The sequence below is a fragment of the Microbulbifer sp. YPW16 genome, from assembly GCF_021290385.1.
GTDB classification, from domain to species: Bacteria; Pseudomonadota; Gammaproteobacteria; order Pseudomonadales; family Cellvibrionaceae; genus Microbulbifer; species Microbulbifer zhoushanensis.
Window position 1 is genome coordinate 2,340,668 of the sequence record NZ_CP089928.1, and the last position, 23,234, is coordinate 2,363,901.

27 protein-coding genes and 1 riboswitch are annotated in these 23,234 nt (G+C 59.6%); of the genes, 14 read left to right on the plus strand and 13 right to left on the minus strand.

Translation table 11 applies throughout. From position 1 onward, the window contains the following. Positions 1-11: 11 nt before the first annotated feature. The 5 genes from LVE68_RS09945 to ubiE form a co-directional block, all read right to left on the minus strand. A complete protein-coding gene (locus tag LVE68_RS09945) occupies positions 12-350 on the minus strand; it encodes a phosphoribosyl-ATP diphosphatase (RefSeq protein WP_232940117.1) in 339 nt (112 codons plus the stop codon). 6 nt (positions 351-356) lie between these two features. Continuing rightward, positions 357-746, minus strand: a complete 390-nt coding sequence (gene hisI / locus LVE68_RS09950) for a phosphoribosyl-AMP cyclohydrolase (protein ID WP_233006706.1) — start codon at positions 744-746, stop codon at positions 357-359. A 59-nt stretch (positions 747-805) separates the two neighbouring features. Next, positions 806-2,431, minus strand: coding sequence for a ubiquinone biosynthesis regulatory protein kinase UbiB (gene ubiB, locus LVE68_RS09955; RefSeq protein ID WP_232940119.1), 1,626 nt, complete (start codon positions 2,429-2,431; stop codon positions 806-808). Positions 2,432-2,433: 2 nt separating this feature from the next. Next, positions 2,434-3,063 carry a ubiquinone biosynthesis accessory factor UbiJ gene (locus LVE68_RS09960; RefSeq protein WP_232940120.1) on the minus strand — a complete coding sequence of 210 codons (630 nt, stop codon included), beginning with the start codon at positions 3,061-3,063 and terminating at the stop codon, positions 2,434-2,436. A 151-nt stretch (positions 3,064-3,214) separates the two neighbouring features. Further along, complete coding sequence (gene ubiE / locus LVE68_RS09965; protein ID WP_232940121.1) at positions 3,215-3,964, minus strand: bifunctional demethylmenaquinone methyltransferase/2-methoxy-6-polyprenyl-1,4-benzoquinol methylase UbiE; 750 nt, start codon at positions 3,962-3,964, stop codon at positions 3,215-3,217. A 107-nt stretch (positions 3,965-4,071) separates the two neighbouring features. Here ubiE and LVE68_RS09970 point away from each other — a divergent pair, with 107 nt between their 5' ends. The 9 genes from LVE68_RS09970 (at position 4,072) to LVE68_RS10010 (ending at position 10,830) form a co-directional block, all read left to right on the plus strand. After that, entirely contained in the window at positions 4,072-4,881 is an 810-nt protein-coding gene (locus LVE68_RS09970; RefSeq protein WP_232940122.1) for a CHAD domain-containing protein, read from the plus strand. Positions 4,882-5,050: 169 nt separating this feature from the next. Next, complete coding sequence (locus tag LVE68_RS09975) at positions 5,051-5,512, plus strand: NfeD family protein (protein WP_232940123.1); 462 nt, start codon at positions 5,051-5,053, stop codon at positions 5,510-5,512. An 80-nt stretch (positions 5,513-5,592) separates the two neighbouring features. Then, complete coding sequence (locus tag LVE68_RS09980; protein WP_232940124.1) at positions 5,593-6,438, plus strand: SPFH domain-containing protein; 846 nt, start codon at positions 5,593-5,595, stop codon at positions 6,436-6,438. A 258-nt stretch (positions 6,439-6,696) separates the two neighbouring features. Next, positions 6,697-7,002 carry a hypothetical protein gene (locus tag LVE68_RS09985; protein WP_232940125.1) on the plus strand — a complete coding sequence of 102 codons (306 nt, stop codon included), beginning with the start codon at positions 6,697-6,699 and terminating at the stop codon, positions 7,000-7,002. A gap of 182 nt (positions 7,003-7,184) precedes the next feature. Further along, positions 7,185-8,741 carry a transposase gene (locus LVE68_RS09990; protein WP_232940126.1) on the plus strand — a complete coding sequence of 519 codons (1,557 nt, stop codon included), beginning with the start codon at positions 7,185-7,187 and terminating at the stop codon, positions 8,739-8,741. Positions 8,742-8,916: 175 nt separating this feature from the next. Then, positions 8,917-9,225: a DUF1272 domain-containing protein gene (locus tag LVE68_RS09995; protein ID WP_232940128.1), complete on the plus strand. Its 309-nt coding sequence runs from the start codon at positions 8,917-8,919 to the stop codon at positions 9,223-9,225. A 325-nt stretch (positions 9,226-9,550) separates the two neighbouring features. Further along, on the plus strand, positions 9,551-9,775 hold the full coding sequence (locus tag LVE68_RS10000) for a hypothetical protein (protein WP_232940129.1): 225 nt from the start codon (positions 9,551-9,553) through the stop codon (positions 9,773-9,775). Positions 9,776-9,828: 53 nt separating this feature from the next. After that, on the plus strand, positions 9,829-10,191 hold the full coding sequence (locus tag LVE68_RS10005) for an Imm41 family immunity protein (protein ID WP_232940131.1): 363 nt from the start codon (positions 9,829-9,831) through the stop codon (positions 10,189-10,191). A gap of 117 nt (positions 10,192-10,308) precedes the next feature. Further along, positions 10,309-10,830: a YcxB family protein gene (locus tag LVE68_RS10010; protein WP_232940133.1), complete on the plus strand. Its 522-nt coding sequence runs from the start codon at positions 10,309-10,311 to the stop codon at positions 10,828-10,830. Between the two features lie 142 nt (positions 10,831-10,972). Here LVE68_RS10010 and LVE68_RS10015 read toward each other — a convergent pair whose 3' ends face one another. Further along, positions 10,973-11,869: a LysR family transcriptional regulator gene (locus LVE68_RS10015; protein ID WP_232940135.1), complete on the minus strand. Its 897-nt coding sequence runs from the start codon at positions 11,867-11,869 to the stop codon at positions 10,973-10,975. Between the two features lie 164 nt (positions 11,870-12,033). On the opposite strand from LVE68_RS10015, the gene LVE68_RS10020 reads away from it, so the two are divergent. Continuing rightward, positions 12,034-12,525: a DoxX family protein gene (locus LVE68_RS10020; protein ID WP_232940137.1), complete on the plus strand. Its 492-nt coding sequence runs from the start codon at positions 12,034-12,036 to the stop codon at positions 12,523-12,525. A 93-nt stretch (positions 12,526-12,618) separates the two neighbouring features. Continuing rightward, on the plus strand, positions 12,619-13,461 hold the full coding sequence (locus LVE68_RS10025; protein WP_232940139.1) for a DODA-type extradiol aromatic ring-opening family dioxygenase: 843 nt from the start codon (positions 12,619-12,621) through the stop codon (positions 13,459-13,461). Positions 13,462-13,688: 227 nt separating this feature from the next. On the opposite strand, the gene LVE68_RS10030 is transcribed toward LVE68_RS10025, so the two are convergent. Then, positions 13,689-13,856: a hypothetical protein gene (locus tag LVE68_RS10030; protein WP_232940141.1), complete on the minus strand. Its 168-nt coding sequence runs from the start codon at positions 13,854-13,856 to the stop codon at positions 13,689-13,691. Positions 13,857-14,189: 333 nt separating this feature from the next. Beyond that, positions 14,190-14,684, minus strand: coding sequence for a SixA phosphatase family protein (locus LVE68_RS10035; protein ID WP_232940143.1), 495 nt, complete (start codon positions 14,682-14,684; stop codon positions 14,190-14,192). A gap of 169 nt (positions 14,685-14,853) precedes the next feature. Between LVE68_RS10035 and dbpA the strand changes: the two genes are divergently transcribed. Next, a complete protein-coding gene (dbpA, locus tag LVE68_RS10040; protein ID WP_232940145.1) occupies positions 14,854-16,257 on the plus strand; it encodes an ATP-dependent RNA helicase DbpA in 1,404 nt (467 codons plus the stop codon). A 55-nt stretch (positions 16,258-16,312) separates the two neighbouring features. Here dbpA and LVE68_RS10045 read toward each other — a convergent pair whose 3' ends face one another. Continuing rightward, positions 16,313-17,494, minus strand: coding sequence for an acyltransferase family protein (locus LVE68_RS10045; protein ID WP_255701179.1), 1,182 nt, complete (start codon positions 17,492-17,494; stop codon positions 16,313-16,315). A gap of 376 nt (positions 17,495-17,870) precedes the next feature. Here LVE68_RS10045 and LVE68_RS10050 point away from each other — a divergent pair, with 376 nt between their 5' ends. Next, on the plus strand, positions 17,871-18,308 hold the full coding sequence (locus LVE68_RS10050; protein WP_232940149.1) for a hypothetical protein: 438 nt from the start codon (positions 17,871-17,873) through the stop codon (positions 18,306-18,308). A gap of 17 nt (positions 18,309-18,325) precedes the next feature. Here LVE68_RS10050 and LVE68_RS10055 read toward each other — a convergent pair whose 3' ends face one another. The 4 genes from LVE68_RS10055 to LVE68_RS10070 all read right to left on the minus strand — a co-directional run bounded on the left by LVE68_RS10055 (position 18,326) and on the right by LVE68_RS10070 (position 22,431). Then, entirely contained in the window at positions 18,326-19,237 is a 912-nt protein-coding gene (locus tag LVE68_RS10055) for a choline kinase family protein (protein WP_232940151.1), read from the minus strand. A 9-nt stretch (positions 19,238-19,246) separates the two neighbouring features. Then, entirely contained in the window at positions 19,247-19,930 is a 684-nt protein-coding gene (gene pnuC / locus LVE68_RS10060) for a nicotinamide riboside transporter PnuC (protein WP_232940152.1), read from the minus strand. Further along, a complete protein-coding gene (locus LVE68_RS10065) occupies positions 19,923-20,198 on the minus strand; it encodes a hypothetical protein (protein WP_232940153.1) in 276 nt (91 codons plus the stop codon). Before LVE68_RS10065 ends, pnuC begins: the two co-directional genes overlap by 8 nt. Positions 20,199-20,274: 76 nt before the next feature. Then, positions 20,275-22,431 carry a TonB-dependent receptor gene (locus LVE68_RS10070; protein WP_232940154.1) on the minus strand — a complete coding sequence of 719 codons (2,157 nt, stop codon included), beginning with the start codon at positions 22,429-22,431 and terminating at the stop codon, positions 20,275-20,277. 58 nt (positions 22,432-22,489) lie between these two features. Next, positions 22,490-22,605, minus strand: a riboswitch (TPP riboswitch). Between the two features lie 127 nt (positions 22,606-22,732). Between LVE68_RS10070 and LVE68_RS10075 the strand changes: the two genes are divergently transcribed. Beyond that, positions 22,733-23,059 carry a cupin domain-containing protein gene (locus LVE68_RS10075; protein WP_232940155.1) on the plus strand — a complete coding sequence of 109 codons (327 nt, stop codon included), beginning with the start codon at positions 22,733-22,735 and terminating at the stop codon, positions 23,057-23,059. The last annotated feature ends 175 nt before the right edge of the window (positions 23,060-23,234 follow it).

Consider the following 23,234-nt stretch of genomic DNA (forward strand, 5'->3'; position numbering starts at 1 on the left):
GGTTGTCCCGGTTATGGCTGCGCGCCCCGTGCGGCCTTCTCCTCCAGCCCCGAGAGGCCGAACCGCCGCGCGAGCTCGCGCAGCACATCCCGGGAATCCGCGCCCAGGTGCGACAGCATCACCAGGGAATGGAACCACAGGTCGGCAGTCTCGGCGATCATTGCCTCGCGATCGCCGCCATGCTCCGCATCCTTGGCGGCCAGGATCACCTCGGTGGCTTCCTCACCCACCTTTTCCAGGATCTTGTTCAGGCCCTTCGCGTGCAGGCTGGCCACGTAGGAACTGCCGGCATCGGCGTCCTGTTTGCGGCTTTCCAGTACGGCGTCCAGTTCTTGCAGCAGGTCACTCATGGTCGCTCACTTGTAAATACTTTCCGGTTGCTTGATCACCGGTTCACGCGTTTGCCACTCGCCATTATCGAGCACGCGGTAAAAACAGCTGGTGCGGCCGGTGTGGCAGGCGATGCCACCCCGCTGCTCCACCACCAGCAACACCGTGTCGCCATCGCAGTCGAGCCGGATTTCGCGCACGGCCTGCACATGGCCGGAGGACTCGCCCTTGCGCCACAGTTTACCGCGCGAGCGTGACCAGTAGACGGCACGCCCCTCGTCGATGGTGAGCTGCAGGGATTCGCGATTCATCCACGCCATCATCAGTACGCGGCCACTCTTGAAATCCTGGGCAATGGCCGGCACCAGGCCGTCGCCGTTCCAGCTGACCTGGTCGAGTATCCCGCTGTCGCCGATTTCGCTCAAGGTACCTTCCTGTCTTTACCGTTCTATTGTAGGTCTGCGCACTGGTCCCCTCAGGGCCACAAAAGTAGCACTGCGGCACCCAGGGCCAGCGCCCAGCCCGCCGGCGGCAACTGGGCCGCCAGTTGCGGCGCCGCCAGGGCGGCGGCACCGGCCGCCAGCACCACGCCGGCCACCCGGCGCAGGTAGCTGCGGCGCCCGCGGCGGCGGGTCTGCGCCAGTTCATCGCCGATCGACTCGAGCCGTGGCGCCACCTCGCGGGACTGCTCCAGCGCGGAGTAGAACAGCTGCGGCAGCTGCGGGAATTTCTCCAGCCACTCGGGCCCGTAGCGCTGCACCTCGCGCCAGATGGTGCGCGGGTGGACCCGGTCGCGCATCCAGCCCTCGAGGAATGGATGGGCAGTCTTCCACAGATCCAGTTCCGGATAAAGCTGCCGGCCCAGGCCCTCGATATTGAGCAGGGTCTTCTGCAGCAGCACCAGTTGCGGCTGCACTGTCATGTCAAAACGACGCGCGGTCTGGAACAGGCTGATCAGCACCCGGGCGAAGGAAATCTCCCCCAGGGGTTTTTCGAAAATCGGCTCGCACACGGCGCGGATCGCCGCCTCGAAGGTATTGATGGGGGTATCGGCGCGCACCCAGCCGCTCTGCACATGCAGCTCCGCCACCATGCGATAGTCGCGCCTGAACATGGCCAGCAGGTTGCGGGCCAGGTAGTACTGGTCCTCGCGGCTGAGGCTGCCCACGATCGCGGTGTCGATGGCGATGTACTGGGGCTTTTCCGGCTTCTGCCGCGAGACGAAGATATTGCCCGGGTGCATGTCGGCGTGGAAGAAGTTGTGCTCGAACACCTGCTTGAAGAAGATCTCCACGCCGCGCTCGGCCAGCAGCGGCATATTGGTGCCCTGGGCGCGCAGCTGCTGCAGGTCGGTCACCGGGATACCGTCGATGCGCTCCAGTACCAGCACCTTCTCGCGGGTATAGTCCCAGTGAACCTCGGGTACGTAGAGCAGCGGCGAGTGGGCGAAGTTACGCTTGAGCTGGGTGGCATTGGCGCCCTCGCGCACCAGGTCCAGCTCGCCCTCGATGGTGTGGCGGTAGTCGTCCACCACCTCCACCGGGCGCAGGCGGCGCCCCTCCGGGCCGAGCCTGCGCACCCAGCCGGCGATTACGCGCAGCAGGCGCAGGTCCTGCTCGATCACGTTCTCGATCCCGGGGCGCAACACTTTCACCACCACCGCGGCGCCGGGCTTGCCGTCGCGATCGAACAGGCGCGCGCCGTGCACCTGGGCCACCGAGGCGGAGGCCAGCGGCTGCCGCTCGAACTCGGCGAACAGGTCGTCGACCTTCGCCTCCAGCTGCTCCTCGATCAGGGCGACGCACTGGTCCACCGGGTAGGGCGCGACGTTGTCCTGCAGGTGGTCGAGCTCCTCCACCATATCCGGCGGCAACAGGTCGGGCCGCGTGGATAGCAGCTGGCCGAACTTGACGAAAATCGGCCCCAGCTGCTCCAGCGCCCGGCGCAGGCGCTCGCCGCGGGCGGCCTTCGGTGCCGGCAGCAGCGCCAGTGGCGACCACAGCACCCGCAGCCACAGGGGCCGGCGCTCGGCCGGCAGCAGGGTATCCAGGCGGTAGCGGACGAAAACCCGCGCGATGGTAAAACTGCGCTTCAACGGCACGGTCAGTCGTCCCCCCGCGCAGCCAGTTTTTCCTTCAGCAGCGCCACCCGTGCCTCCAGCCGGTCGGTTGCCAGCGCCAGCTCGGCCACATCCTCGACGAACGCCTCGAACTGCGCCCGCGGCGGGGTCAGGCGCCATTCCTCGCTCACCGTCTCGGCGGCGGCCTGGGGAGCCTGCTCGATGCTGTCGCGCAGCCACTGGCCGGCAGTGCGCAGGGCCTCGCCGATGGTGTGGGCCGGGACGTCCCCCAGCAGCCGCGCCAGCGGCGCCTCCCAGTCGATATCCAGGTCCTGCAGGATGGATTGCAGTTCCGCCAGCAGCGCACTGGAGCCGGTCACCGTCACGCCCAGGCCCGCCGGGGTGGCGTCTTCGTCGCGCAGCAGGCGCAACATGGCGATGGCGGAGCCGCGCAGGCGGGTGGAGATTTCGCCGTCCCAGTAGTGGCGCACGCTGACCTGGTCGCCCTCGATACACAGCACCAGCGGCAGCGGCGGCACGGTGATATCCAGGGCCAGGGCGCGACCGTCGAGCTGCGCCAGGCGCGCGCGGGTGCCCGGGTCGTAGCGCAGGGCGGCGTTGATGGCAGTTTCCAGCGCGGCATCAAAGCCAGCGCGCAATGTGGGGTCAGTCATAGTCCGTATCGGGCAGCGAAAACCCATGCGAGGGTGCGATGCCCGCAGCTGTTGTCCTTACTGTCGCCGGGAGGGGCCGCTGGCGCCGCGAGTGCGCGCAGCGGCCGGGGTCCTCGCCGGCAAGCCTACAGGGATGTATCCACGGAATGCCTCAGGGCTTGATGCCCTTGTGCAGGGCGACGATACCCCCGGTCATGTTGTGGTACTCGCAGTCGACGAAGCCGGCGTCGGCCATCATCTGCTTGAGGGTTTCCTGGTCCGGGTGCATGCGGATGCTCTCCGCCAGGTAGCGGTAGCTGTCGGCGTCGTTGGCCACCAGCTTGCCCATGAACGGTAGCAGGCGGAAGGAGTACTGGTCGTAGACCTTCTCCAGCAGCTTCGACTCCGGCTTGGAGAACTCCAGCACCAGCAGGCGCCCACCGGGCTTCAGCACGCGCAGCATGGAGCGCAGCGCCAGGTCCTTGTCGGTGACGTTACGCAGGCCGAAGGCGATGGTGATGCAGTCGAAGGTGTTGTCGGGGAACGGCAGGTACTGGGCGTCGGCCTGCACCGCCTCCACATTGCCGGCGATACCCCGGTCCAGCAGGCGGTCGCGGCCCACGCGCAGCATGGACTCGTTGATATCCGCCAGCACCACGGTGCCCTCGGGACCGACGATACGGGAAAAACGCGCCGTCAGGTCGCCGGTGCCGCCGGCGATATCCAGGATCGTCTGGCCCGCGCGGGCGGCGGACATCTCGATGGTGAGGCGCTTCCACAGCCGGTGCACGCCGCCGGACATCAGGTCGTTCATGACGTCGTAGCGCGCCGCCACCGAGTGGAACACGTCGGCCACACGGCCGGCCTTCTCGTCCACCGGGACTTCCTGGTAACCGAAGTGGGTGGTCTTGCGATCCTTCATCTTCTGCCTGCTAAGCCAAACTATGGCGGCATTGTACATTGGCGCGGCCGCGACGGCACCGCCGCTGGCTAAACTTGTGCACGGGGAATCGGCGACGGGACACAGCCATGGGCTACAAGCTGGACAAAAAAAAGCCGTTGCCGGAGGCGCTGCGCAAGGTGGCCCATGCCGAGGTGGCCGCCGCGCAGGCGGCCCTGCAGGAACTCCCGGCCGAGGAGGCCGTGCACGAGGTGCGCAAGCACTGCAAGAAACTGCGCGCGCTGCTGCGGTTAGTGCGCAACGATACCGACAGCCTCTACCGCTACGAGAACGCCCACTACCGCACCCTGGCCAATGCGCTGTCGGGCAGCCGCGATGCCATATCCATGCGCGACATATTCCTGAAAATTGCGCCCGCCGGGGAATTCGACGAGGTGCGCGATTTCCTCGACCGGCGCGCCGACCAGCATGCCGACCCGGACGCCATCGCCGAAGCCGGCGAAATGCTGCAACAGGGCGGCGCGCGGATTGATGACTGGCCTGTGGACAAACTGGCCTGGAAGCACGCCAGGCGCGGCTACCGCGATTACTACCAGCGCGCCCGCAAGGCCATGGACCAGGCCTTCGCCGAGGAAAGCGCCGCGACCTTCCACGATTTCCGCAAGCGGGTGAAGGACCACTGGTACCACACCCGCCTGCTGGAAAAGAAATACAAACAGCTGGCCCCGCGGCGCAAGCCACTTACGGCTCTTTCCCGGGCGCTGGGGGACTGGCGCGACCTGCACCTGCTGTGCAGCCTGCTGGCGCCACGCAGCGGCGAGTTCTCCGGCGAGCTGATCCCGCTGCTTGACCTGGCCAATCACCGCATGGGGGTATTGCGCCGGGAGATAGACGCGCTCGCCGGCGAGTTGTTCACGGGGAAGAAGCCGACCCTGTAATCCTGGCCTGCCCCTCACCAGGCCCTGATCCGCCCCCATCAACTGGCCCCGGCGCCCTGTCGGGCATCCGGACCTGCCATTCCTGTCGCCCCGGCGAAACTCCATCCCAAGAGAGGCACTTTTTGGCATACTCTGTGGCACAAATCACGCCAAAGAGAAGAACAACGTCATGCTGGAGTGGCTGAACACGCATATCGCTTATTGGCACTGGCTGGTACTGGGCCTGCTGCTGGTGACCGCGGAGATCTTTGTCTCCGGGTTTGTCCTGTTCTGGTTCGGACTGGCCGCCCTGCTGATGGGGGTAGTCACCCTGGCGGTGGATATGCCCTTTACCCTGCAACTGATCCTGTGGGCATTCGCCTCGATCGCGCTGGTGGTGATCTGGGTCAAGAGCATCAAGCCCCGCTGGAAAGACCGCACCACCGCCGGCATGGCCTATGAGGCCCTGGTGGGGCAGGTGGGCCTGGTGCTGGAACCCAACACTGGCACGGGACGCGGCCGGCTGAAATTCCCCGCGCCGATCCTGGGGGAGGACGAATGGATCTTTATCTGTACCGAGGAAGTTGCCATTGGCGACCGCGTGCGGGTGACCGATATTTCCGGTAATGCGCTGATGGTCACCCGCCACTGAGCGCGCTGCCCTGTCGAGAACAACCAATACCAACAACAAACATCGATTAATTTTTTATACCCCGGGGAGGGAAACAGGAAGTGGAAGGTTTATATGTAGTACTGGCGCTGGTGGCACTGGTGGTCATCACCATCGCCAAGGGCGTGCGAATCGTGCCGCAGGGTTCCAAGCACATCGTGCAGCGGCTGGGTAAATACCACCGCACGCTCACACCCGGTATGAACGTGGTCATCCCCTATGTCGACCAGGTGCCCTACAAGGTCACCACCAAGGACATCGTGCTGGATATTCCCTCGCAGGAAGTAATCACCCAGGACAACGCCACCATCATTGCCAACGCCGTCGCCTATATCAATATCGTCTCGCCGGAGAAGGCGGTGTACGGGGTGGAAGATTACGAGATCGCCATCCAGAACCTGGTGCAGACCGCGCTGCGCTCCATCATCGGTGAGATGTCCCTGGACTCGGCGCTTTCCTCCCGCGACCTGATCAAGGCCAAGCTCAAGGAAGGTATCTCTGACGATATCGCCGACTGGGGCATTAACCTCAAGACCGTCGAGATCCAGGACATCAACCCGTCCCAGACCATGCAGACCGCCATGGAAGAGCAGGCCGCCGCCGAGCGCCAGCGCCGCGCCACTGTCACCCGCGCCGAGGGTGAGAAGCAGGCCGCCATCCTCGAGGCCGACGGCCGCCTGGAAGCCTCCAAGCGCGACGCCAAGGCCCAGGTAGTCCTGGCCGACGCCAGCCGCGAGGCCATCGAGCGCGTCTCCTCCGCCATCGGCGAACAGGAAATGCCGGTGATGTACCTGCTGGGTGAACGCTATATCAGTGCGCTATCGGAGTTGTCGCAGTCTGACAATGCGAAGAATGTGATTTTGCCAGCGGATTTGCCGCAGGCGGTTAAAGGGTTGTTGAACCGATAACAGTGGAGGCGCCCGGCGCCAATAATGCGCCGGGCGAGCAATGTCCCGCAGCCAAGATCAAGTGATGCCGCCTGTATAACTGACGATATATAGACGCGTCTTGATATTTCTGGTCGAATAACTTTGATCTTTATATAAGCGATTGATTTAAAAAGGTTCTATTCGATTCAATAGACCAGACGCTGTTGCCGGATGCAGAGATATAGAGACGCGTCCTTTGAATAAACTGTTATGCATCTCAAGCCATTGTGGTAAGAAATGAAAAAGGAATTTATTAAAAAATCTGGGAGCTATGCGCTAATTCCACTTGGAGTTGGCGCCGGGCAATATATTGGTGATCTCGTTGGTGGAGAGCAAAGCAGTACCGTTACCTACATTGCCATACTTTCGGTACTTGCGAGTATTGTTACTTTCCTGATTCTGATGGTATTTCTCCCTTGGTGGGAGTCAAAGAAAGGAAATCTTGGGAAATCGAAGCCAGTGCCAGTTTACTGGTCTCCTGTCCTGTGGGTACCTCTGGCCTTTGTGGCAATATTTGTAGTACATCGTGTCGTCAATGCATAACAATCAGCGGCAGAGCGACAGCCAACGCTACGCACCTTTTGTGTTACTCGCTCGCGCTAAAACATTAACACAAAATGCGCTCCGCGCTGGCTGCGCCTGCGCTGGGCGTTCTGGCTGTAGAAAAACTCTTAAAATATAGTGTTTTTTGATAGAATTGGCAGGTCGAAAAGGGGAATCCCGCCATGCCAAACTTCAAGCGGTACAATTACAACCAGGACGCGATGGTTGTGATCAATTTCGAAGAGCAATTGCAGCCGAATACCTTCGAATTTACCCTCCACCACCTGATCGATGACCATATCGACCTGTCTGCCTTCTACGAAAAGTACCAGAATGACGCCGGTGGTCGATCGGCTTACGATCCCGCCATTCTGTTAAAGATCATCCTGTTCGCATACTCCAAGGGCATCACCTCCAGCCGCGAGATCCAGTGGCAATGTGAGCACAATATCATCTTCAAGGCGCTTTCCTGCGATTCAGTGCCGCACTTCACCAGTATCGCCAGCTTTGTCAGCAGTTACCCGGATGCGATCGAGTCGATCTTTGAGCAGGTACTGATGGTATGTGACCAGGAGGGACTGCTGGGCAACGAGCTGTTTGCGATTGATGGTTGCAAGATGCCGTCGAATGCCAGTAAGGAGCACTCCGGTACATTCAAGGAACTCGAGCAAAAGCAGGCCAAGATCCGCAAGAAGATCCGGCACTGCATCAAGGAACACAAGAAGCTGGATGGCCGCAAGCCCGCCGAGCGGGAGCGCAAGCAGCGACTGGCGCAGGCGACGGATACGCTCAAGCAGCACTTCGAGAAGATAGACAAGTTCCTAAAGACGCAAGCCCCAAGGATGGGGCAAGGCAAGACCCCGAAAGAAGTCAAAAGTAATATCACCGACAATGAGTCGGCCAAGATGACCACCAGCAAGGGCACCATCCAGGGGTACAACGGTGTCGCCGCAGTGGACAAGAAACACCAGATCATTGTCGAGGCGCAGGCTTTCGGCGAGGGCCAGGAATACCATACGCTCAAGCCCATGCTGGATGGTCTCACCGCACACTACCGGAAAGCCGGCATCCATCCGGACATCCTCGCCGATGGCACCATCGTGACCGCCGATACTGGTTTCTCCAACGAGGGCAATAATGCCTATCTGAAAGAGGAAGGCATCAACGCCTATATCCCCGACAACCAGTTCCGCTCGCGGGACAAGGCGTTCGCCAAACAAAAAGAAAAGTATGGCAAGCGTCATCGCGATACCCTGGTGGGCGTCAAGCAGGTGATTCCTGCCAGGGAATTCACCTTCGATAAGCGCCGCAAGACCTGTATCTGCCCAGCCGGTAAAGAACTGCTTCTCTACAGGGAGGAGCAAGTCAGTGAGGGCAAGCGCAAGCTGTTCTTTGAGGGCCGCCTGACTGACTGCCGCCACTGTCACCTCAAACACCAGTGCATGCGCAACCCCGGTTCTGCCGATACCCGCGACGGCCACGGCCGGCAGGTGTCCACCACCTGGACCAATGGCCGCACGGCGACCGACTGGATGAAAAAGCGCGTCGACAGTATCGCGGGAAAGACGATCTATAGTCACCGGATGTCGGTGGTAGAGCCGGTGTTCGGTAATATTGGTACCAATAAACGGCTAGGCCGTTTCTCTTTACGTGGTCGTGAGAAGGTCCAGGGGCAATGGCGTATGTTCTGCCTGGTGCATAACATTGAGAAGTTGATGAGATACGGGGCGATCCACTGATTCACAGGGATATCCACACTCGTCTGCGCAAAAGAGGCCCTTAATACGTGCAATGAGTGATTATGTAAAACGGATGTGTTTAAATCGTGATCATTAAACTTATAAGAAAGAGAGCCGATGGGATATCAGGTTGTCATCCTGTTTTTCTACAGGCTCGTTAAGTTTAAGGATTACCATGCTAGAAATCCGTCCAAATTGTGAATGCTGTGATAAGGATTTGCCACCGGATTCAGTCGAGGCAATGATCTGCACTTACGAATGTACATTTTGCAGGCAATGTGTAGATGAGGTTTTGGAAAATGTCTGCCCTAATTGCGGGGGAGGTTTTTCGCCGCGACCTGTTAGGCCTAAAGTTGCAAGACGGGCAGGGTTAAGCATTGAGCACCAACCCCCATCGAAAAAAAGGGTCAATACCAAGTACAGCACAAATGAGTTGAAAGAATTTTCAGCTACAGCAAAGCATATTGCACCAGAAGACAGATGATAAAAATAACCTCACATAACAAGGCGATCCAGTTAGGACCTACCAGCGTACGACACTTCGCTGGACATTAACTTTAGGGGGAAGGGTGACCTCAGGGCTTTATACTGGAAAAATTGACCATAAAGACTCACCTGGCGAGTATCGTCAGGCAGTTTTTCGATACGTTAGAGATTTGATTGGTGCCCGGGGTAGATCGCCAGAGAGCTTTGCCGAATTTTGTGGCGAATGGGTTTGTGACCAAGTCCAGGGTGAAGGGCAGTCCACTAGTTGAACTAGTGTATCCGAAATAACAATTGAGCCAAGTGGTGAAGCGCCTTCAAAAGCATTGGATTCAAGCTGGGAATGTCCACGCGATAAATGGGAATTAAAAGAAAACGGATGTTTAGCTCAGTGGCACTATGTTGAACCTATGCCAGAGTTTGGTATTAACCATCCAGGCTACCAAGAAGAGTGGCTGCACGCTCTGTTCATCTCCGATGATGAATTTGTGACCTTCAACGGTGATGCGAGCCTGGTTATGAAATATAAGCGAAAAAATAAGAAAACCTGACAATGCCATGTATGCGGAGATTGCATGATGACGGACGTCTGCACTAGGAAAGTATGAACGAAATCAATAGAAACTTTTCCTGGAATAATGATTACTCTGAAGACTCCTTCGTAGCCATCTTTCACGAGAACCAGACGTGGGATGATGACGAGTACTATAAACTGGAAAATTACCTCTACAAGGAGTGTGAACTTCACTCAGGCCAAAGTGTTATTCCACGAGAGGTGGTCTGGCCTGCAATGCGGATTTATAGTTATTTGTCGCAGTCCATTGGCTGTCACTTTGATAAGGATGATGGATTTGAAATAAAGAACATTAACCGGGATCAGTTATATCAACGGCGCGAGCGCTTACAATTAATATTCGAGGGCTTTTTTAAGGGTCAAATGCCAAATAAAGAGCACCTTGGTTACTAGCTGTCCAGGCCACTACTAAAAAGTCAAAGCACTCCGACATGACAAAGTTGGCATTTTCCCCAAAAAGCCGCCAACTTCAACAACCCGGCATTCAAGCCGTTACATTTTAGAGGAAATATGGAGCAAGTTTTTAGGTATCAGAGAGAGGATTGGGAAAAGTTCCAATCGTTCCTGGAGAAAGACCTCTGCAGGTCGACAAAGATGTGGCACGAGAGGCCTTGGTTTAATGTCACCTTGTGGTTCATCATTGCGCTGGTTTTCTTGACATTTTTTCAGGATGGTAGTGAATTTAGCTGGCCTACCGCTGGAATCGTTGGCTTTTTCTTCATATTGATATTTACACAGGTCATTCTTGCGGGACTTAAGCTTAAAAAGCTATGTGCTCCCTCAGAGGAAGGTATGTTTATCGGTGAGCATCGATTTAAATTTGATGAGGAGGGAATTCATAGCCAGGGTAAAGGCTATAGTGCCACTCACAACTGGAGCGTGGTAAAACGAGCCGTAAAAACAGATGGGGCAATCTATTTATTCCTGGATAATGCCTATGCGTATATATTTCCACTTTCTCAACTTGAAGACCCTGGGAAATTCTATGACTACGTTGACTCCAAAATAAATGCAACAAGTTTATCCAGCTAACGTCCAAACCCACGTGCCTTTTGTGTATCAATATTGACCCCAAGTAAAGTTCTGGCACTTAACCCATTCGCAGAATAGAACCTCCAATAGCCGCACAGCTCCCGCTGGCAGTGCGGGTGCTGCCCAGGTCGCAGAGACCCGGTCATTCAAACCTATCCCAGTAAGGCGGATCGCCGAAATAGCCGTCCATGAACTCCACGAAGCTGCGGACCTTGCTTGCCAGCAGTTGCCGGTGGGCGTACACGGCATAGAGTGCCATTGGCTCCGGCTCGTGCTGCGGCAGGATGATGCGCAGCTTCCCCTCCTGAATCGCCGAGCCGGCAATGAACGTGGGCTGCAGGACGATGCCGGCACCGGCAATGGCGGCTTGCATCAGTACATCGCCGTTGTTGCTGACCAGGTGGCTTCCGGCACTGCGCAGCCCGCGATACACGGCCTCGTCGGCATCCGCCTCCATGTAGCTGTAGCGCAGGTAACGGTGGTCCCGGAGTGCCTCCGGTCGCGCAGGTGTGCCGTGCTGTTCCAGGTAGTCCGGAGAGGCGCACATGACCAGTCGAACCGGCGCAATCTGCCTGGCGATCAGGGAGGAGCTTTTCAGGTGGCCAATGCGTAGCGCGATATCAAAGCCTTCCTCGACGATATCCACCTTGCGGTCGTTCAGCTGCAGGTCGATGTCCACGGCGGGGTGGGCTGCCTGGAAATCGGTCAGCAGTGGCGCCAGGTGGCGGATGGCGAAGGAAACCGGGGCGCTGATACGCAGCAGGCCGCGCGCCTGGGTCTGCAGGTCACCCAGCTGGTTTTCCATCTCCTCGATGTCGTTGAGTATCTGCTGGGCACGCTGGTGGTAGCTGGCGCCCGCTTCGGTCAGGTGGATCCTGCGGGTGGTGCGGTTCAGCAGGCGCACGCCGAGGTGCTGCTCCAGCTGGGACACGTACTTGCTCACCAGCTGCGGGGACATCTCCAGCCGGTCGGCGGCGCGGGTGAAGGTGCCCTCGTTCACCACGGTGACGAAGGCCCGCATGGCATCGATACGGTCCATGGGTTTATCCCCTCTTGTGCGTTTTCATGATTATCAATATTGCATTGATAATAAAGCAACACTGGCCATCTTAGTCTGCTGTTATGGCGATAGTAGAGTGCACACATCAACCGGGGCAGGGGCTCCGGGACCAAGCAACCAGAGCAAGACTTGAGGTGACCATCATGAGCAATCAATTCGCACAGACCCTGTTTCAATCCAATGCCGGTTTCGCTGCCCTGGTGCTACGGGTGCCAGTGGGGCTGGTGCTGGCTGTTCACGGCGCACAGAAGCTGTTCGGCTGGTTTGGGGGCTACGGCCTTGAAGGCACCGGCCAGTGGATGGCGAGCATCGGCCTGGAGCCGGGCTACCTGATGGCGCTGATGGCCGGCGGTGCCGAATTCTTCGGCGGCCTGGCCCTGGCCCTGGGCCTGCTGACCCGGCCGGCCGCGCTGCTGAGCGCCATTACCATGCTGGTGGCAATCTTCGCGGTGCATATCGGCAATGGCCTGTTTATGTCCAACAATGGCTACGAGTACGCCCTTACCCTACTGGTGGTGAGTGTGGCACTGGCCATTCAGGGCGGCGGGCGCCTCTCCCTCGATAACCTGCTGCTGGACCGCCTCAGTGGCGCCGGGCACAACCAGCCGGCTACCGCACAGGCGACCGCGGCCTGATCACAGCATCACTCACAAGTTTGAGAGAGTGAGTTCGATAGGGCACTTCCCGGCTGTGGGGAGTGCCCCGCTCGATGAACATAGGTGCCCCGCATGCAGACGATTAACGGAGAGGCGACCATGACCACAGATAGTAATGTGCTGTTTATCTCCCATGGCGGTGGGCCGCTGCCGTTACTGGGAGACCCGGCGCACCGGGAGCTGGTGGAGCGGCTCACCGAAATTAGCGGCAGGCTGAGAAGGCCATCGGCAATCCTGGTGATCAGCGCCCATTGGGAGCAGTCGGTGCCGACAATCACCGCCGGGGCCAGGCCGCCACTGATCTACGACTACCATGGCTTTCCTGAGGAAGCCTACGATATCCAGTATCCCTGCCCGGGTGAGCCCGCGCTGGCCGGGCAGGTACACCAGGCGCTGAAACAGGCGGGCATCCCGACGCGGCTCGACCAGCAGCGCGGCTTCGACCACGGCCTGTTCGTGCCGCTGAAGCTGATGTACCCGGAAGCGGATATCCCGTGCGTGCAGTTGTCCCTGGTCAACAGCCTGGATGCTGGTGAGCACCTGGCCATCGGCCGCGCCCTGCGGGCGCTGGACTACGATAACCTGCTGGTGGTCGGCTCCGGTTTCTCGTTCCACAACATGCAGGCGTTCTTCGCGCCCGACAATCCGGAGATCCAGGTCCGCAACCTGGCTTTCGAGGACTGGCTGCATGAGACCTGCACCGATCCCACCATACCGGAATCCCGGCGTACCGAGCGCCTGCTCCACTGGGAGCGCGCGCCCCATGCCCGCTTCTGCCATCCCCGGGAAGAGCACCTGCTGCCGCTGCATGTGTGTTACGGACTTACGGGCAGGGCCAGTGACAGCTATCTCCCGGCAACAATCCTCGGCAAGAAGTCAGGCATGTTCCACTGGGGAAGCAGATTGTCCATTTAGTGAGTGGCGGTATCGGGTGACGATCTCACGCTGGGAGATGGGGGAGGTTCCAGGCGGCGAAATTCAGTTCGCAGTCCTGCCGGCCTCTGGGGCTGGAAGTGGTGATATCGGGTGGGGAAAGATCGTGGCGTTCGGGCTGGGCGTGCCGCACAAGCCGAGGTGGACCAATTCCGGGGTGAGCGGGGCAGGCGCTGGTCCCGCGCCTTACCCCGACCTGGCGAGCCGGCTTAGCAATTGCCTTTCTTGGCCTGGCCCGGCGGGCAGTGCTTCTGGTGTCCACCGACGACGCCGGGGATCCTTACCTTGGCGGGTTCCAGTTTCACGCCCGGGCCAATGATTTCACATCCATTGAGAAAGACTGCTGCGCAAAGAATAGCGGCGATTTTGAGTTTCATTGAAATACCCTGGTCAATAAGTTTGGCGGTTATTTTACTGGCCGGCGTCGCTGGCGGTCTAATCATCCCTCCTGTTTTTTATTAGATTTGAGGGCTGTTTCGCACTGCAGGTTTTTCGAACCTGGGGCTGATCACAGGAATGAACGCAGCTGCCATAAGCGGGTCAGAACAGGGTTTCGGGAAATATGGCCAGAATGGGTGCTCCGCAGTTTCTTCATGCTGCAAACCGGGTATTAAAAGCCCGGCGTCATCCTACTTTTTGGGAAAGAGCGGGGCGGATTTTTTGTGAACCTGCACAGGCTTTTATCAGTTCCCGGTGAAAACTTTAAGCATCTATCGATGCAGCTTCGGGTAGTCGAACAGCTCGACGCTGCCACAGGATCCAGTCAGTTCGCACCAGCGCGTAATGCCCAGGCGCATATGCAGCACAGCGGCAGTGGGAAACTTGGCCAGCCGTTCGCCGGTAAGATAGCACCCCAGGCTTTCGAGCCCCGGGTTGTGCGCGACTACCATCAGGTGATGCCAGCGGTCGCCCTGCCGCTGCAGCTGATGCAGCAGTGTCTGGTAGCTGCATGCGTATAGTGCCGGCCGCACCACAATCTGATCCGGGTCCAGCTCCAGCGCATCGGCGACAGCCCGGGCCGTGGTAAGTGCCCGGGCCGCGCCACTGGTTAGCAACAGGTCCGGCACCAGGCCGAAATCCCGCACTCGCTGTGCCATGGCCGGGAGGTCACGTTCACCGCGTGCGTTGAGGGGGCGGTCGAAATCGTCCAGGCGGGTATCGTCCCAGCTGGATTTGGCGTGCCGTATCAACGTCAGCTTTTTCATGGGCGGGCCCGGGTCGCGTACTGTCATCGCAGTATTGGCCGAACATCCGGGAAAGACCACTGCGTGAGAAACCACTGATGGCAGCGAGGGTGACTTTGTTTTGCTGCCGATAGGAACTTGGCCCCCGTTTACCTACAATGCCCGGCTATTCACCCATTGAGTGCCCGTCGTGACCACCCCAGATTCTGACCACCCCCGCGATTTCCAGTCCCTGTCGCTGCAGCCCGCCCTGCTAAAGAACCTCCAGGACCTGGGTTTTGCCCAGATGACCGAGATCCAGGCCGCCGCGCTGCCGGCGATCCTGGACGGCAAGGACGTCATCGGGCAGGCCAAGACCGGCTCCGGCAAGACCGTGGCGTTTGGCCTGGGCGTGCTACACAAGCTCCAGGCAGAGCGGTTCCGGGTGCAGGCGCTGGTCCTATGCCCCACCCGCGAGCTGGCCGACCAGGTGGCCCAGGAGCTGCGCAAGCTGGCGCGGGCCATTCACAACATCAAGATCCTGACGCTGTGCGGCGGCATGCCGTTCGGGCCGCAGATCGGCTCCCTCAAGCACGGGGCCCACATTGTGGTGGGCACGCCCGGTCGCATCGAGGACCACCTGCGCAAGGGCAACCTGGACCTGGGCGAGGTACAGACATTGGTGCTGGACGAGGCCGACCGGATGCTCGACATGGGCTTCCAGGCGGTGCTGGACCAGATAGTCGCGGAGCTGCCGGAGCAGCGGCAGACCCTGCTGTTTTCCGCCACCTACCCCCGGTCCATCGACCAGCTGGCCACCCGGGTCCTGCGCGACCCGGTGAAGGTGGAAGTGGCCACGGCCCACACCCAGGGGTCCATCGAGCAGAAGTACTACCGGGTGGAGAACAACGAGCAGCGGCCGGCGGCGCTGTACCAGCTACTGGCCAGCTTCGATGCTTCCTCCGCTGTGGTTTTCTGCAACACCAAGAAGGAAACCGACGAGGCCGCGCAGACCCTGAAGCGCGCCGGCTTCGCAGCGCTGGCGCTGCACGGGGATATGGAGCAGAAAGACCGCGACCGCACCCTGGCCCTGTTTGCCAACGGCAGTGCGTCGATCCTGGTGGCCACCGATGTGGCCGCCCGGGGACTGGATATCGAGGAGCTGCCGCTGGTGGTGAACTACCACCTCTCCCGCGACCCGGAGGTGCATGTGCACCGCATCGGCCGCACCGGCCGCGCGGGACAAAAGGGCGTGGCGCTGACACTGGTCAGCAAGAAGGAAATCTATAAGGTGGAGCGGCTGGAGGAGCTCATGGGGCAGCCGATCACCCTGCAGGAAGTCCCGGACCTGCCCCGGGGGTTCGCTCCTAACAGACCCGTCATGTCCACGCTGCAGATCGACGGCGGCAAGAAACAGAAGGTGCGCCCCGGTGACGTTGTCGGTGCCCTGACCGGCGACGGCGGCATCGATGGCTCACAGATCGGCAAAATCCGCGTTTTTGACTTCTCCACCTTTGTTGCCGTGGAGCGCAAAGTGGCCAAGAAAGCACTGGCCAAGCTTGCCGACGGCAAAATAAAAGGGCGCAAGTTCCGCGCCCGAATTGTGGGCGTCTGATTTTACTTCCTGCTATACGCTGGCGGCCGGCCGGGCCGCCTCCCATCGCGCAGGCTTATAGCCTGAGGAAAATTCCCTGCCGGTTTAGCGGCCATACCAACAGCGTGACTATGGCGAGTATGCCGAAGGCACAGAGTAATGACGCCGCCCACGGACTGCCGACCACAGACGATGCCACCTGGAATCCAAAGCTCTGCGGGCTGGTGCCGCCAATCGGGGTGCCCGAATAGGCCAGGAAAACCTGGGAGAGGATAAAAGCGAGAATAGCGTTGCTGCCGAGGACCAGCACAGGCTGCAGTATTTTCCGGCCCGCCGCGGCCTGCAGTGCGGGGAACAAAAAACAGTAAGCCATCGCCGCCCAGCCACTGGATACGATCGCGAAGCTGGAGGTCCAGATCCGCTTGTTGATGACAAAGAGCGGGTCCAGCAAGTGGCCGATGCAAACCAGCGCAAAACCTGCCGCTATGCCCAGTTTCAGCTGCCTGCCTGAGGGTGCCCGACCAAGCCAGTGCGCGAATGTCGCTCCGATCAGGACATTCGCGGTGGCGGGGAGACTCGACAGCAGCCCTTCCGGGTCATACACCACCTCACCGGCTGCGTTGGTGCCGTAGGGCCACAGGTGCGCCACCGTGAAGACCTGGCGATCCACCCATGCGGCCAATGTTCCTGCCGGGGTGACCGATCCCGCCGGGTAACCCGGTGCCGAGGTAAAGGACAGCACAAGGACCCAGCCAATCAGTAAGGCAAGGGTTGCCAGCACCAGGCCTTTGACATTCAGGATTCGAACGCTGTTCACCCGTTTCGCTGTCGACAGCATGATTATCGCTGCAATCGCGTAGCACAGGCCTATCCGCTGCAACACGCCGGGAATGCGCAGGCTGGCGAAATCGAAACTGGGCAACAGGTTCAGCAGAAGACCCAGCCCGATCAGCGACAGGGTGCGGCGGCCTACCCTTCCTGCGTGCTGGCCGATCGGCCGGTCACTGGGAAATCCCAGAGCCATAGCGGCACCCACGGCGAAGAGAAACGCCGGGAACACCAGGTCGGCCAGGGTGTAACCGTGCCAGGGCGCATGATCGAGCATGGGCAGGCGATGGCCCCAGGAGCCGGGGCTCACTACCAGGATCATCCCCATAACGGCAAGGCCGCGCAGAGCGTCTAGTGCGATAATCCTTTTCCCTTCACTTACCGGTGTGTCACCGAGCGTCGATATGGGAGTTGTCGTTGTTGTTTCCATACTGGGTCCGCAGTAACTTTCTGCTACAGAGCACTGGAGCAGGCCCGGCTGCTGGAGGCCGGCATTGTTGGCTATTAACTTCTTGTCGAATTTTCCATGCTCGGATATCTGCGCACTGGCGCGGATAAACTTCACTGAAGGTATCCTGTCGGTCAGGAGCGGGTCTATGTTATCGCGGCAGGAGGGGACTCAATCACGACCAGAGGGCGTGCATATCCGTTTACGCACTAAACCCTCGCTGGCCCCATAGGAGCTGGTGGTAATCCGGGCTTGCCCGGCAAGGAATCGCCAGCAAACCGAAGGGCAGTTACAATCATTGCATTATCTAGCTCGCCCTGCTCCAGTTATCTGCCAACAAAACTGATCGTAACTATCCATGAAGATTCATTTTCGTAATTTCACTCGCGGTGGAGATAATTACCCATGGGCCGGAATGCTGCCCATGCACCTTATTCGCAAGCCGAAATTACTGGCTGCCTGGGAATTCCTGCAGTTCCTGTTGGCAATCTTTGGCGGAGTACTGGCAGCTGCAAATACGGATTCATGGCTCGCTGCATCGCTTCTGGCAATTCCGGTGGGATTTATTATCGCCGCACTCTTACTCGCTTTCGATCACTACCTTTTCAGGGCAACTTCAAGCTTTACGGTTTTGGCAGCTGTCATATGGCTGATTTATTTTGGGAGCAGCAATGACATTCCGGGAGTAGCCGTGGCTGCAAGCTCCCTGTTGATCATTTTTGTGGGCAGCATGTATATCGGTACGGAATCCCGCGCTTACTATGCGTGGTGCAAGAACAGATCCCGGGAAGAATAGATAAACTGTGCCGGGCGTTATTGGTCACCTGGAATAGAGTTATTACTCCAGACAATATTGCTAAGGGCAGACAGTTTTCGGGCTCTACCGGCTACAGCCGAATTGGTGCCTGAATCAATCCCGCCTTCAGCACAGGCCTGGACCGCGTACCAGAGCACGGCAAGATAGCCGTAAATCACCCGCCAGTGCGCCAGTTTTTTCAAGTCCAGTGATTTCAGCGGCCGCTCAAGATAGGCTTCAATTAGTCGATGTTGCTGCGCATCGTCGAGGGAATGCTCATCGACAATCACAGCAAGATCGTAAAAGGGGTCACCCATTGCCGCGTATTCCCAGTCGATGGCATAGAGCCTGCCGCCGGGTTCGGTAATGAGATTCGCAGTGGACAGGTCGTTGTGGCAAAGGCGAAGGTCATCAGCCAATGGGCGCACCGCTTCAATGTGCCTGTGCATTTCAGCATCCAGCGTGCGCAAGTCTGGGTGGAAACCTGCCTGCTGGTCGATTGATTGCCAGTAGCTCGCTACTTTTTCTTCGATATCCAGGGTGGCGTCGATAGTGGGCAGCTGGTGAATGCCGCGCAGCAGGTCGGCCAGCTGTTGCAATGCGCCATTGCTGTCTCTCCGCCAGGGCTGCCCCTCGACAAAGCGGGTGACCATGTACCGGTGCCCCGGGTCGCAGTGGACCAGCGGGGCGCAGAGGCCGGCACGATCGGCATTGCCCATGGCCGCGGCCTCGGCCTGGCGATCCAGGTCGAGGGCGTCGCTGATGGGGGAGTTTTTCCGCAACACCAGCCTGTCATTGCCGGCCGCCAGCAGGTAACTGCGGTTTGTCAGGCCGCCCGCCAGCGGCCTGATCACCCTGGGCGGGACGCTGCTCCAGCGTGCCCAGTCAGCGGGGATAACGTCTGCCAATGGCCCGGTGCTTTCGGTCACGGAGGCGCCTTACCGTTCGGGCATTACAGGATTGAAGCCAGGCTGCGCGGCCTGCACCTGCTCTTTGCCGTGCCGGCCGGTAGTTTGTTCCCGCCGGTAAATCGCCAGCCACTGGAAGAAGCCGATCACCACCAGGATTACATACACCAGGAACAGCAACGCCGTGAGGTACAGCTCCCGGTCCAGGTACAGGTAGATGGAGGCCCCATCCACCACGATCCAGTAGAGCCAGTTTTCCAGCACCTTGCGGGTCACCATAAAGGTGGTGAGCACCGCACCCCAGGTGGTAAAGGAATCCAGGTAGGGCAGTGCGGCACTGGTGTTGGCCTGCAGGGTATAACCGAACACCAGAGTCAGGGCGCCCACTGCCGCGATGGCCAGCAGGTGGCGCCGCAGCGACCAGCGGTGGATGTGCAGGTCCTGCTGGCGATCGCGGTGGTGCTGCCACTGCCACCAGCCGTAGACAGCCATCACCAGGTAGAAGACCTGTAGCGCGGATTCCATCAACAGGCTGACATCCCAGAACAGGAACAGGTAAATCGCTGTGCTGGCAAAGGCGGCATACCAGCAGCTGATTTTTTCCCGCATGGCCAGCAGCAGGTAGGCCAGCGCCAGTATCACCGCGGCGATTTCCCACAGGGACATTGCCGCCAGTGAGGCAGCAATGGCGCTGCTGATATCGTGGTCAGGCATCCCGTTCACCCATTTTCTCAGTGGGAGCCAGGTCGCCGTCGATAAACTTGCATACAAAAATAGCGCGCCCGAATTTTTCGTAGGACGCGCGCATTTCCTGCTTCAGGGTATCCATCACCAGATCGTAGTCACCGAACACCTGGGTACTCATGGTGTTGGTGATAACCCGCAGGTCCGGGTGCTGGTTGAGCCGGTCGATAAAGTCCTGGATGGCGGGAATGTACTCGTCCTTCAACGGATACTTGCTGATCTCGACGGAAATGTTCATAGGTTGCCTCCGGGACCCCTGGTCCGGAATCATGGGCGGCAGAAGCCGCCCGTAAAGTTTTTTGGGTTTCGAAACTCTAAAAGGTATAGGTACCGGAAATGCCCGCAACCCGTGGCTCGCCATACTGGTAGTAGGCTTCCGGCGCATAGCCATTGGCCGGGTTGTTGCCGAACTGGTTGCTGAAGTAGAAGCCCCGGGTGTAATAGTCCTCGTCCGCCAGGTTGCGGCCCCACAGTGAGGCCTCCCAGCTATCGCCGCGATAGGTCAGGCGCGCGTTTACGAGTTCGTAGGCGATGGACTTCTCGTTGTGGCTGTTGGAGAAATAGAAGGCGTCTTTGCCCTCCAGCTCCAGCCGCAGCAGCAGGTTTTCGGTCAATGACAGTTCGGTTCCGGTGAAGAACTGGTAATTGGGCGCATGGGCCACATCCCGCCCGTCCAGGTTTACCGGCGCCAGTGCCAGGCCATTGTAGTCATCCCGGGCATCCACATGGGACGTGCTCTCGAAACCCTCGAACTCGGCGTTCAGCCAGCCCGCCGAGGCAAAGAAGCGCAGGGCTTCTGTAGCGCGGTAATCCAGTTCCACTTCGAGGCCGGTGGTTGCCCCGCCAGCAGCGTTGGTAAGAAAATCGTCGAAGGAGAAATCCGCGGGGTCGAACACCGACTGCTTGGCCTGTACGTCACTGCGATCCTGGTAGAAGGCGGCCAGTTGCGCCTGCAGGCGGTTGTCCAGCCAGGCGCCCCTGATCCCCAGTTCGTAGTTGAGTAGTTGCTCGGTGTCGAACTCGAAGGCATCGCGGCCGATATCCGGGTTGGTGGCGGAGGCCGAAATGATCCGGCCGTTGACGCCGCCGGCCTTATAGCCACGGGAGACAGTGCCGTAGACCAGGGTATCGGCAATACCGCGGTATTCCAGGGTGATATCCCCACCCCAGAGGTTTTCGTTATTGCCGGCATCAACCGCCAGTGAATCGGTGTAATCCGCCTCCCGCTGCTCGAGGCGCAGGCCGGTCACCAGGGCGAAGCTCTCGCCCAGGCTGGTGCGCAACTGCCCGTACAGGGCCTGGTTGGCGGTTTCAAACTGGCTGGTAAAGGCCTGGTTGCGCTGCAGGTCCTCGCTTTCATCGCGCAGGTAGATCCCGGCCACCCAGCTGCTGCGGCCATTGAACAGTGCTGTCTGTTCAGTGGACAGCAGGCGCAGGTCTGCACTCAGGTTGTTGCGGTCGCGCAGGTAATTGTCGGTGGAGCTGTATTCCCACGGGTGAAAGCCCACATAGGTCCAGTCTTCATCGTAGCCGTACTCGGTATCCGAGCTGGCCACGCTGACGGTGGACTCCAGGGTAAACAGGTCACTGCCGGACCAGCGGGCAACCAGTGAACCGGCCAGGGTCTCCTGGCGGTCCCAGCCGGGCTGGTCCGACAGGGTCTCGCGGGTGTTGTACAGCGAGAAGGCGTCGTAGCCGTTGTCCACGTCGATATAGAGCGCGGTGATATCCAGCTGCAGGTCGTCGCTGGCCTGGTAGCGGAGCTTGCTGCGCAGGATCGACTCATCGATATTGTTGGTGTCTTCCCGGCCCAGGTAGCCGTTATCGATGTAACCGTCCGACTGCTGGTTGCGGGCGGCCAGGCGATAGCTCAGCCTGTCGGTCAGTGCACCGCTGCCCACCGCAGACAGGGTGCGGCCATTGTATTCGGCCACCTCTGCGGAGACCTCTGCCATGGGCGTGTCTGTGGGCGCATTGCTGGTCATGGTGACCAGGCCGGCCAGGGCGTTGGCGCCGTAGACCGTGCCCTGCGGCCCGCGCAGGATCTCCACCTGGCCCATATCCAGGGTGCTGGCGGCCAGCCCCAGGCCGGTAAAATCGATGCCGTCGATGATCAGGCCCACGGACGGGTTCACCGGGTCGATAAACTGGCTGCGCTCGCCGATACCGCGAATCTGGATAAAGCGGCCCCGGGACGCACCGGCGGCAAAGTTGACGTTGGGAGCCAGGTTGAGCAGCTGGTCCAGGTTACCCGCGCCGCGGGCGCCGATGGTGGCACTGTCCAGCACACTGGCACTGGCCGCCAGGTCGAGCTGGCTGGTGTCGCGCAGCTGGCTGGTGACGATGACCTCTTCCAGGTCCCGGGTGCCGGATTCGGTCGCGGCCGCTGGCAGGGCGGACAGGCTGCCGGCCAGCGCGACTGGCATTGCGACTGAGAGGGCGATGGGTCTTATTCTGGATGGGCGATTCATGGTTCTCTCTCGGCAAAAGCTGAAGTGAAAGAGACCCGGGCTGCGACGTGAGGAGGCTATTCTTGGACTTACCTATTCCTACGCCGGTATTAACCGGATCAGGTTCAAGGGTTCGCGCTGTGGTGTCTTTCGATCACCGCGCATCTCAGGCCGAAGCCACCCCTAAGGTGTTGCGGGCGCGATCATAACAGAAGTCATGCTGGTTAGTAATTGGGCAGGGCGCCTGTAGCTTCCCTGCTGACCATTGCAGCCAGGCAGCTGGCACACGACGGAAAACCACATTGAAACCCTGGAGCCCCCCATGAAACCCGGCAATTTTTTCACGCAGCTACCGGATGCGCTCGACGCGGAGGTGTTTGAGGAGGTGCTGGCAAGCGGCCCGGTGCGAATCGAGCGGATTGTCTCCCGGGGCCAGGTTACCCCACCCGGGGAGTGGTACGACCAGGAAGAGGGCGAATGGGTAATGGTGCTGCGGGGCAGTGGCCGCATCGCCTTTGCCGACGGCCGCGAGGTGGTGCTGGGCGAGGGGGATTACCTGGATATCCCCGCCCGCGTGCGCCACCGGGTCAGCTGGACGAACCCGGATTGCCAGACGGTGTGGCTGGCGGTTTTTTACCCTGTGACTTAGGCCTTTAAATGCAGAACGGGTTCCCGGAATGGCTTTCGACTTCACAAACCAGATAGCCATATCCTGTCGATACTAAATTTTACTGATTGGCATAATCCGCGCATCGATTTTGTCCAGGAAAAAAACTCTGATAGCCAGGGCCAACAAGACTAAGAGTCCTGCAGCAACCTGGCCC

Bases quoted from the DNA above. Each gene is read 5' to 3' on its own strand.
- LVE68_RS10075 (WP_232940155.1), top strand. From the start codon at position 22,733: ATGAAACCCGGCAATTTTTTCACGCAGCTACCGGATGCGCTCGACGCG.
- ubiE (WP_232940121.1), bottom strand. From the start codon at position 3,964: ATGAAGGATCGCAAGACCACCCACTTCGGTTACCAGGAAGTCCCGGTG.
- LVE68_RS09970 (WP_232940122.1), top strand. From the start codon at position 4,072: ATGGGCTACAAGCTGGACAAAAAAAAGCCGTTGCCGGAGGCGCTGCGC.
- LVE68_RS10050 (WP_232940149.1), top strand. From the start codon at position 17,871: ATGAAGATTCATTTTCGTAATTTCACTCGCGGTGGAGATAATTACCCA.
- LVE68_RS10025 (WP_232940139.1), top strand. From the start codon at position 12,619: ATGCAGACGATTAACGGAGAGGCGACCATGACCACAGATAGTAATGTG.
- LVE68_RS09995 (WP_232940128.1), top strand. From the start codon at position 8,917: ATGCTAGAAATCCGTCCAAATTGTGAATGCTGTGATAAGGATTTGCCA.
- LVE68_RS10030 (WP_232940141.1), bottom strand. From the start codon at position 13,856: ATGAAACTCAAAATCGCCGCTATTCTTTGCGCAGCAGTCTTTCTCAAT.
- LVE68_RS10045 (WP_255701179.1), bottom strand. From the start codon at position 17,494: ATGGAAACAACAACGACAACTCCCATATCGACGCTCGGTGACACACCG.
- LVE68_RS10070 (WP_232940154.1), bottom strand. From the start codon at position 22,431: ATGAATCGCCCATCCAGAATAAGACCCATCGCCCTCTCAGTCGCAATG.
- LVE68_RS10005 (WP_232940131.1), top strand. From the start codon at position 9,829: ATGAACGAAATCAATAGAAACTTTTCCTGGAATAATGATTACTCTGAA.
- LVE68_RS10010 (WP_232940133.1), top strand. From the start codon at position 10,309: ATGGAGCAAGTTTTTAGGTATCAGAGAGAGGATTGGGAAAAGTTCCAA.
- LVE68_RS09985 (WP_232940125.1), top strand. From the start codon at position 6,697: ATGAAAAAGGAATTTATTAAAAAATCTGGGAGCTATGCGCTAATTCCA.
- LVE68_RS10020 (WP_232940137.1), top strand. From the start codon at position 12,034: ATGAGCAATCAATTCGCACAGACCCTGTTTCAATCCAATGCCGGTTTC.
- LVE68_RS10015 (WP_232940135.1), bottom strand. From the start codon at position 11,869: ATGGACCGTATCGATGCCATGCGGGCCTTCGTCACCGTGGTGAACGAG.
- LVE68_RS09990 (WP_232940126.1), top strand. From the start codon at position 7,185: ATGCCAAACTTCAAGCGGTACAATTACAACCAGGACGCGATGGTTGTG.
- LVE68_RS10065 (WP_232940153.1), bottom strand. From the start codon at position 20,198: ATGAACATTTCCGTCGAGATCAGCAAGTATCCGTTGAAGGACGAGTAC.
- LVE68_RS09975 (WP_232940123.1), top strand. From the start codon at position 5,051: ATGCTGGAGTGGCTGAACACGCATATCGCTTATTGGCACTGGCTGGTA.
- LVE68_RS09945 (WP_232940117.1), bottom strand. From the start codon at position 350: ATGAGTGACCTGCTGCAAGAACTGGACGCCGTACTGGAAAGCCGCAAA.
- pnuC (WP_232940152.1), bottom strand. From the start codon at position 19,930: ATGCCTGACCACGATATCAGCAGCGCCATTGCTGCCTCACTGGCGGCA.
- LVE68_RS10035 (WP_232940143.1), bottom strand. From the start codon at position 14,684: ATGAAAAAGCTGACGTTGATACGGCACGCCAAATCCAGCTGGGACGAT.
- LVE68_RS09960 (WP_232940120.1), bottom strand. From the start codon at position 3,063: ATGACTGACCCCACATTGCGCGCTGGCTTTGATGCCGCGCTGGAAACT.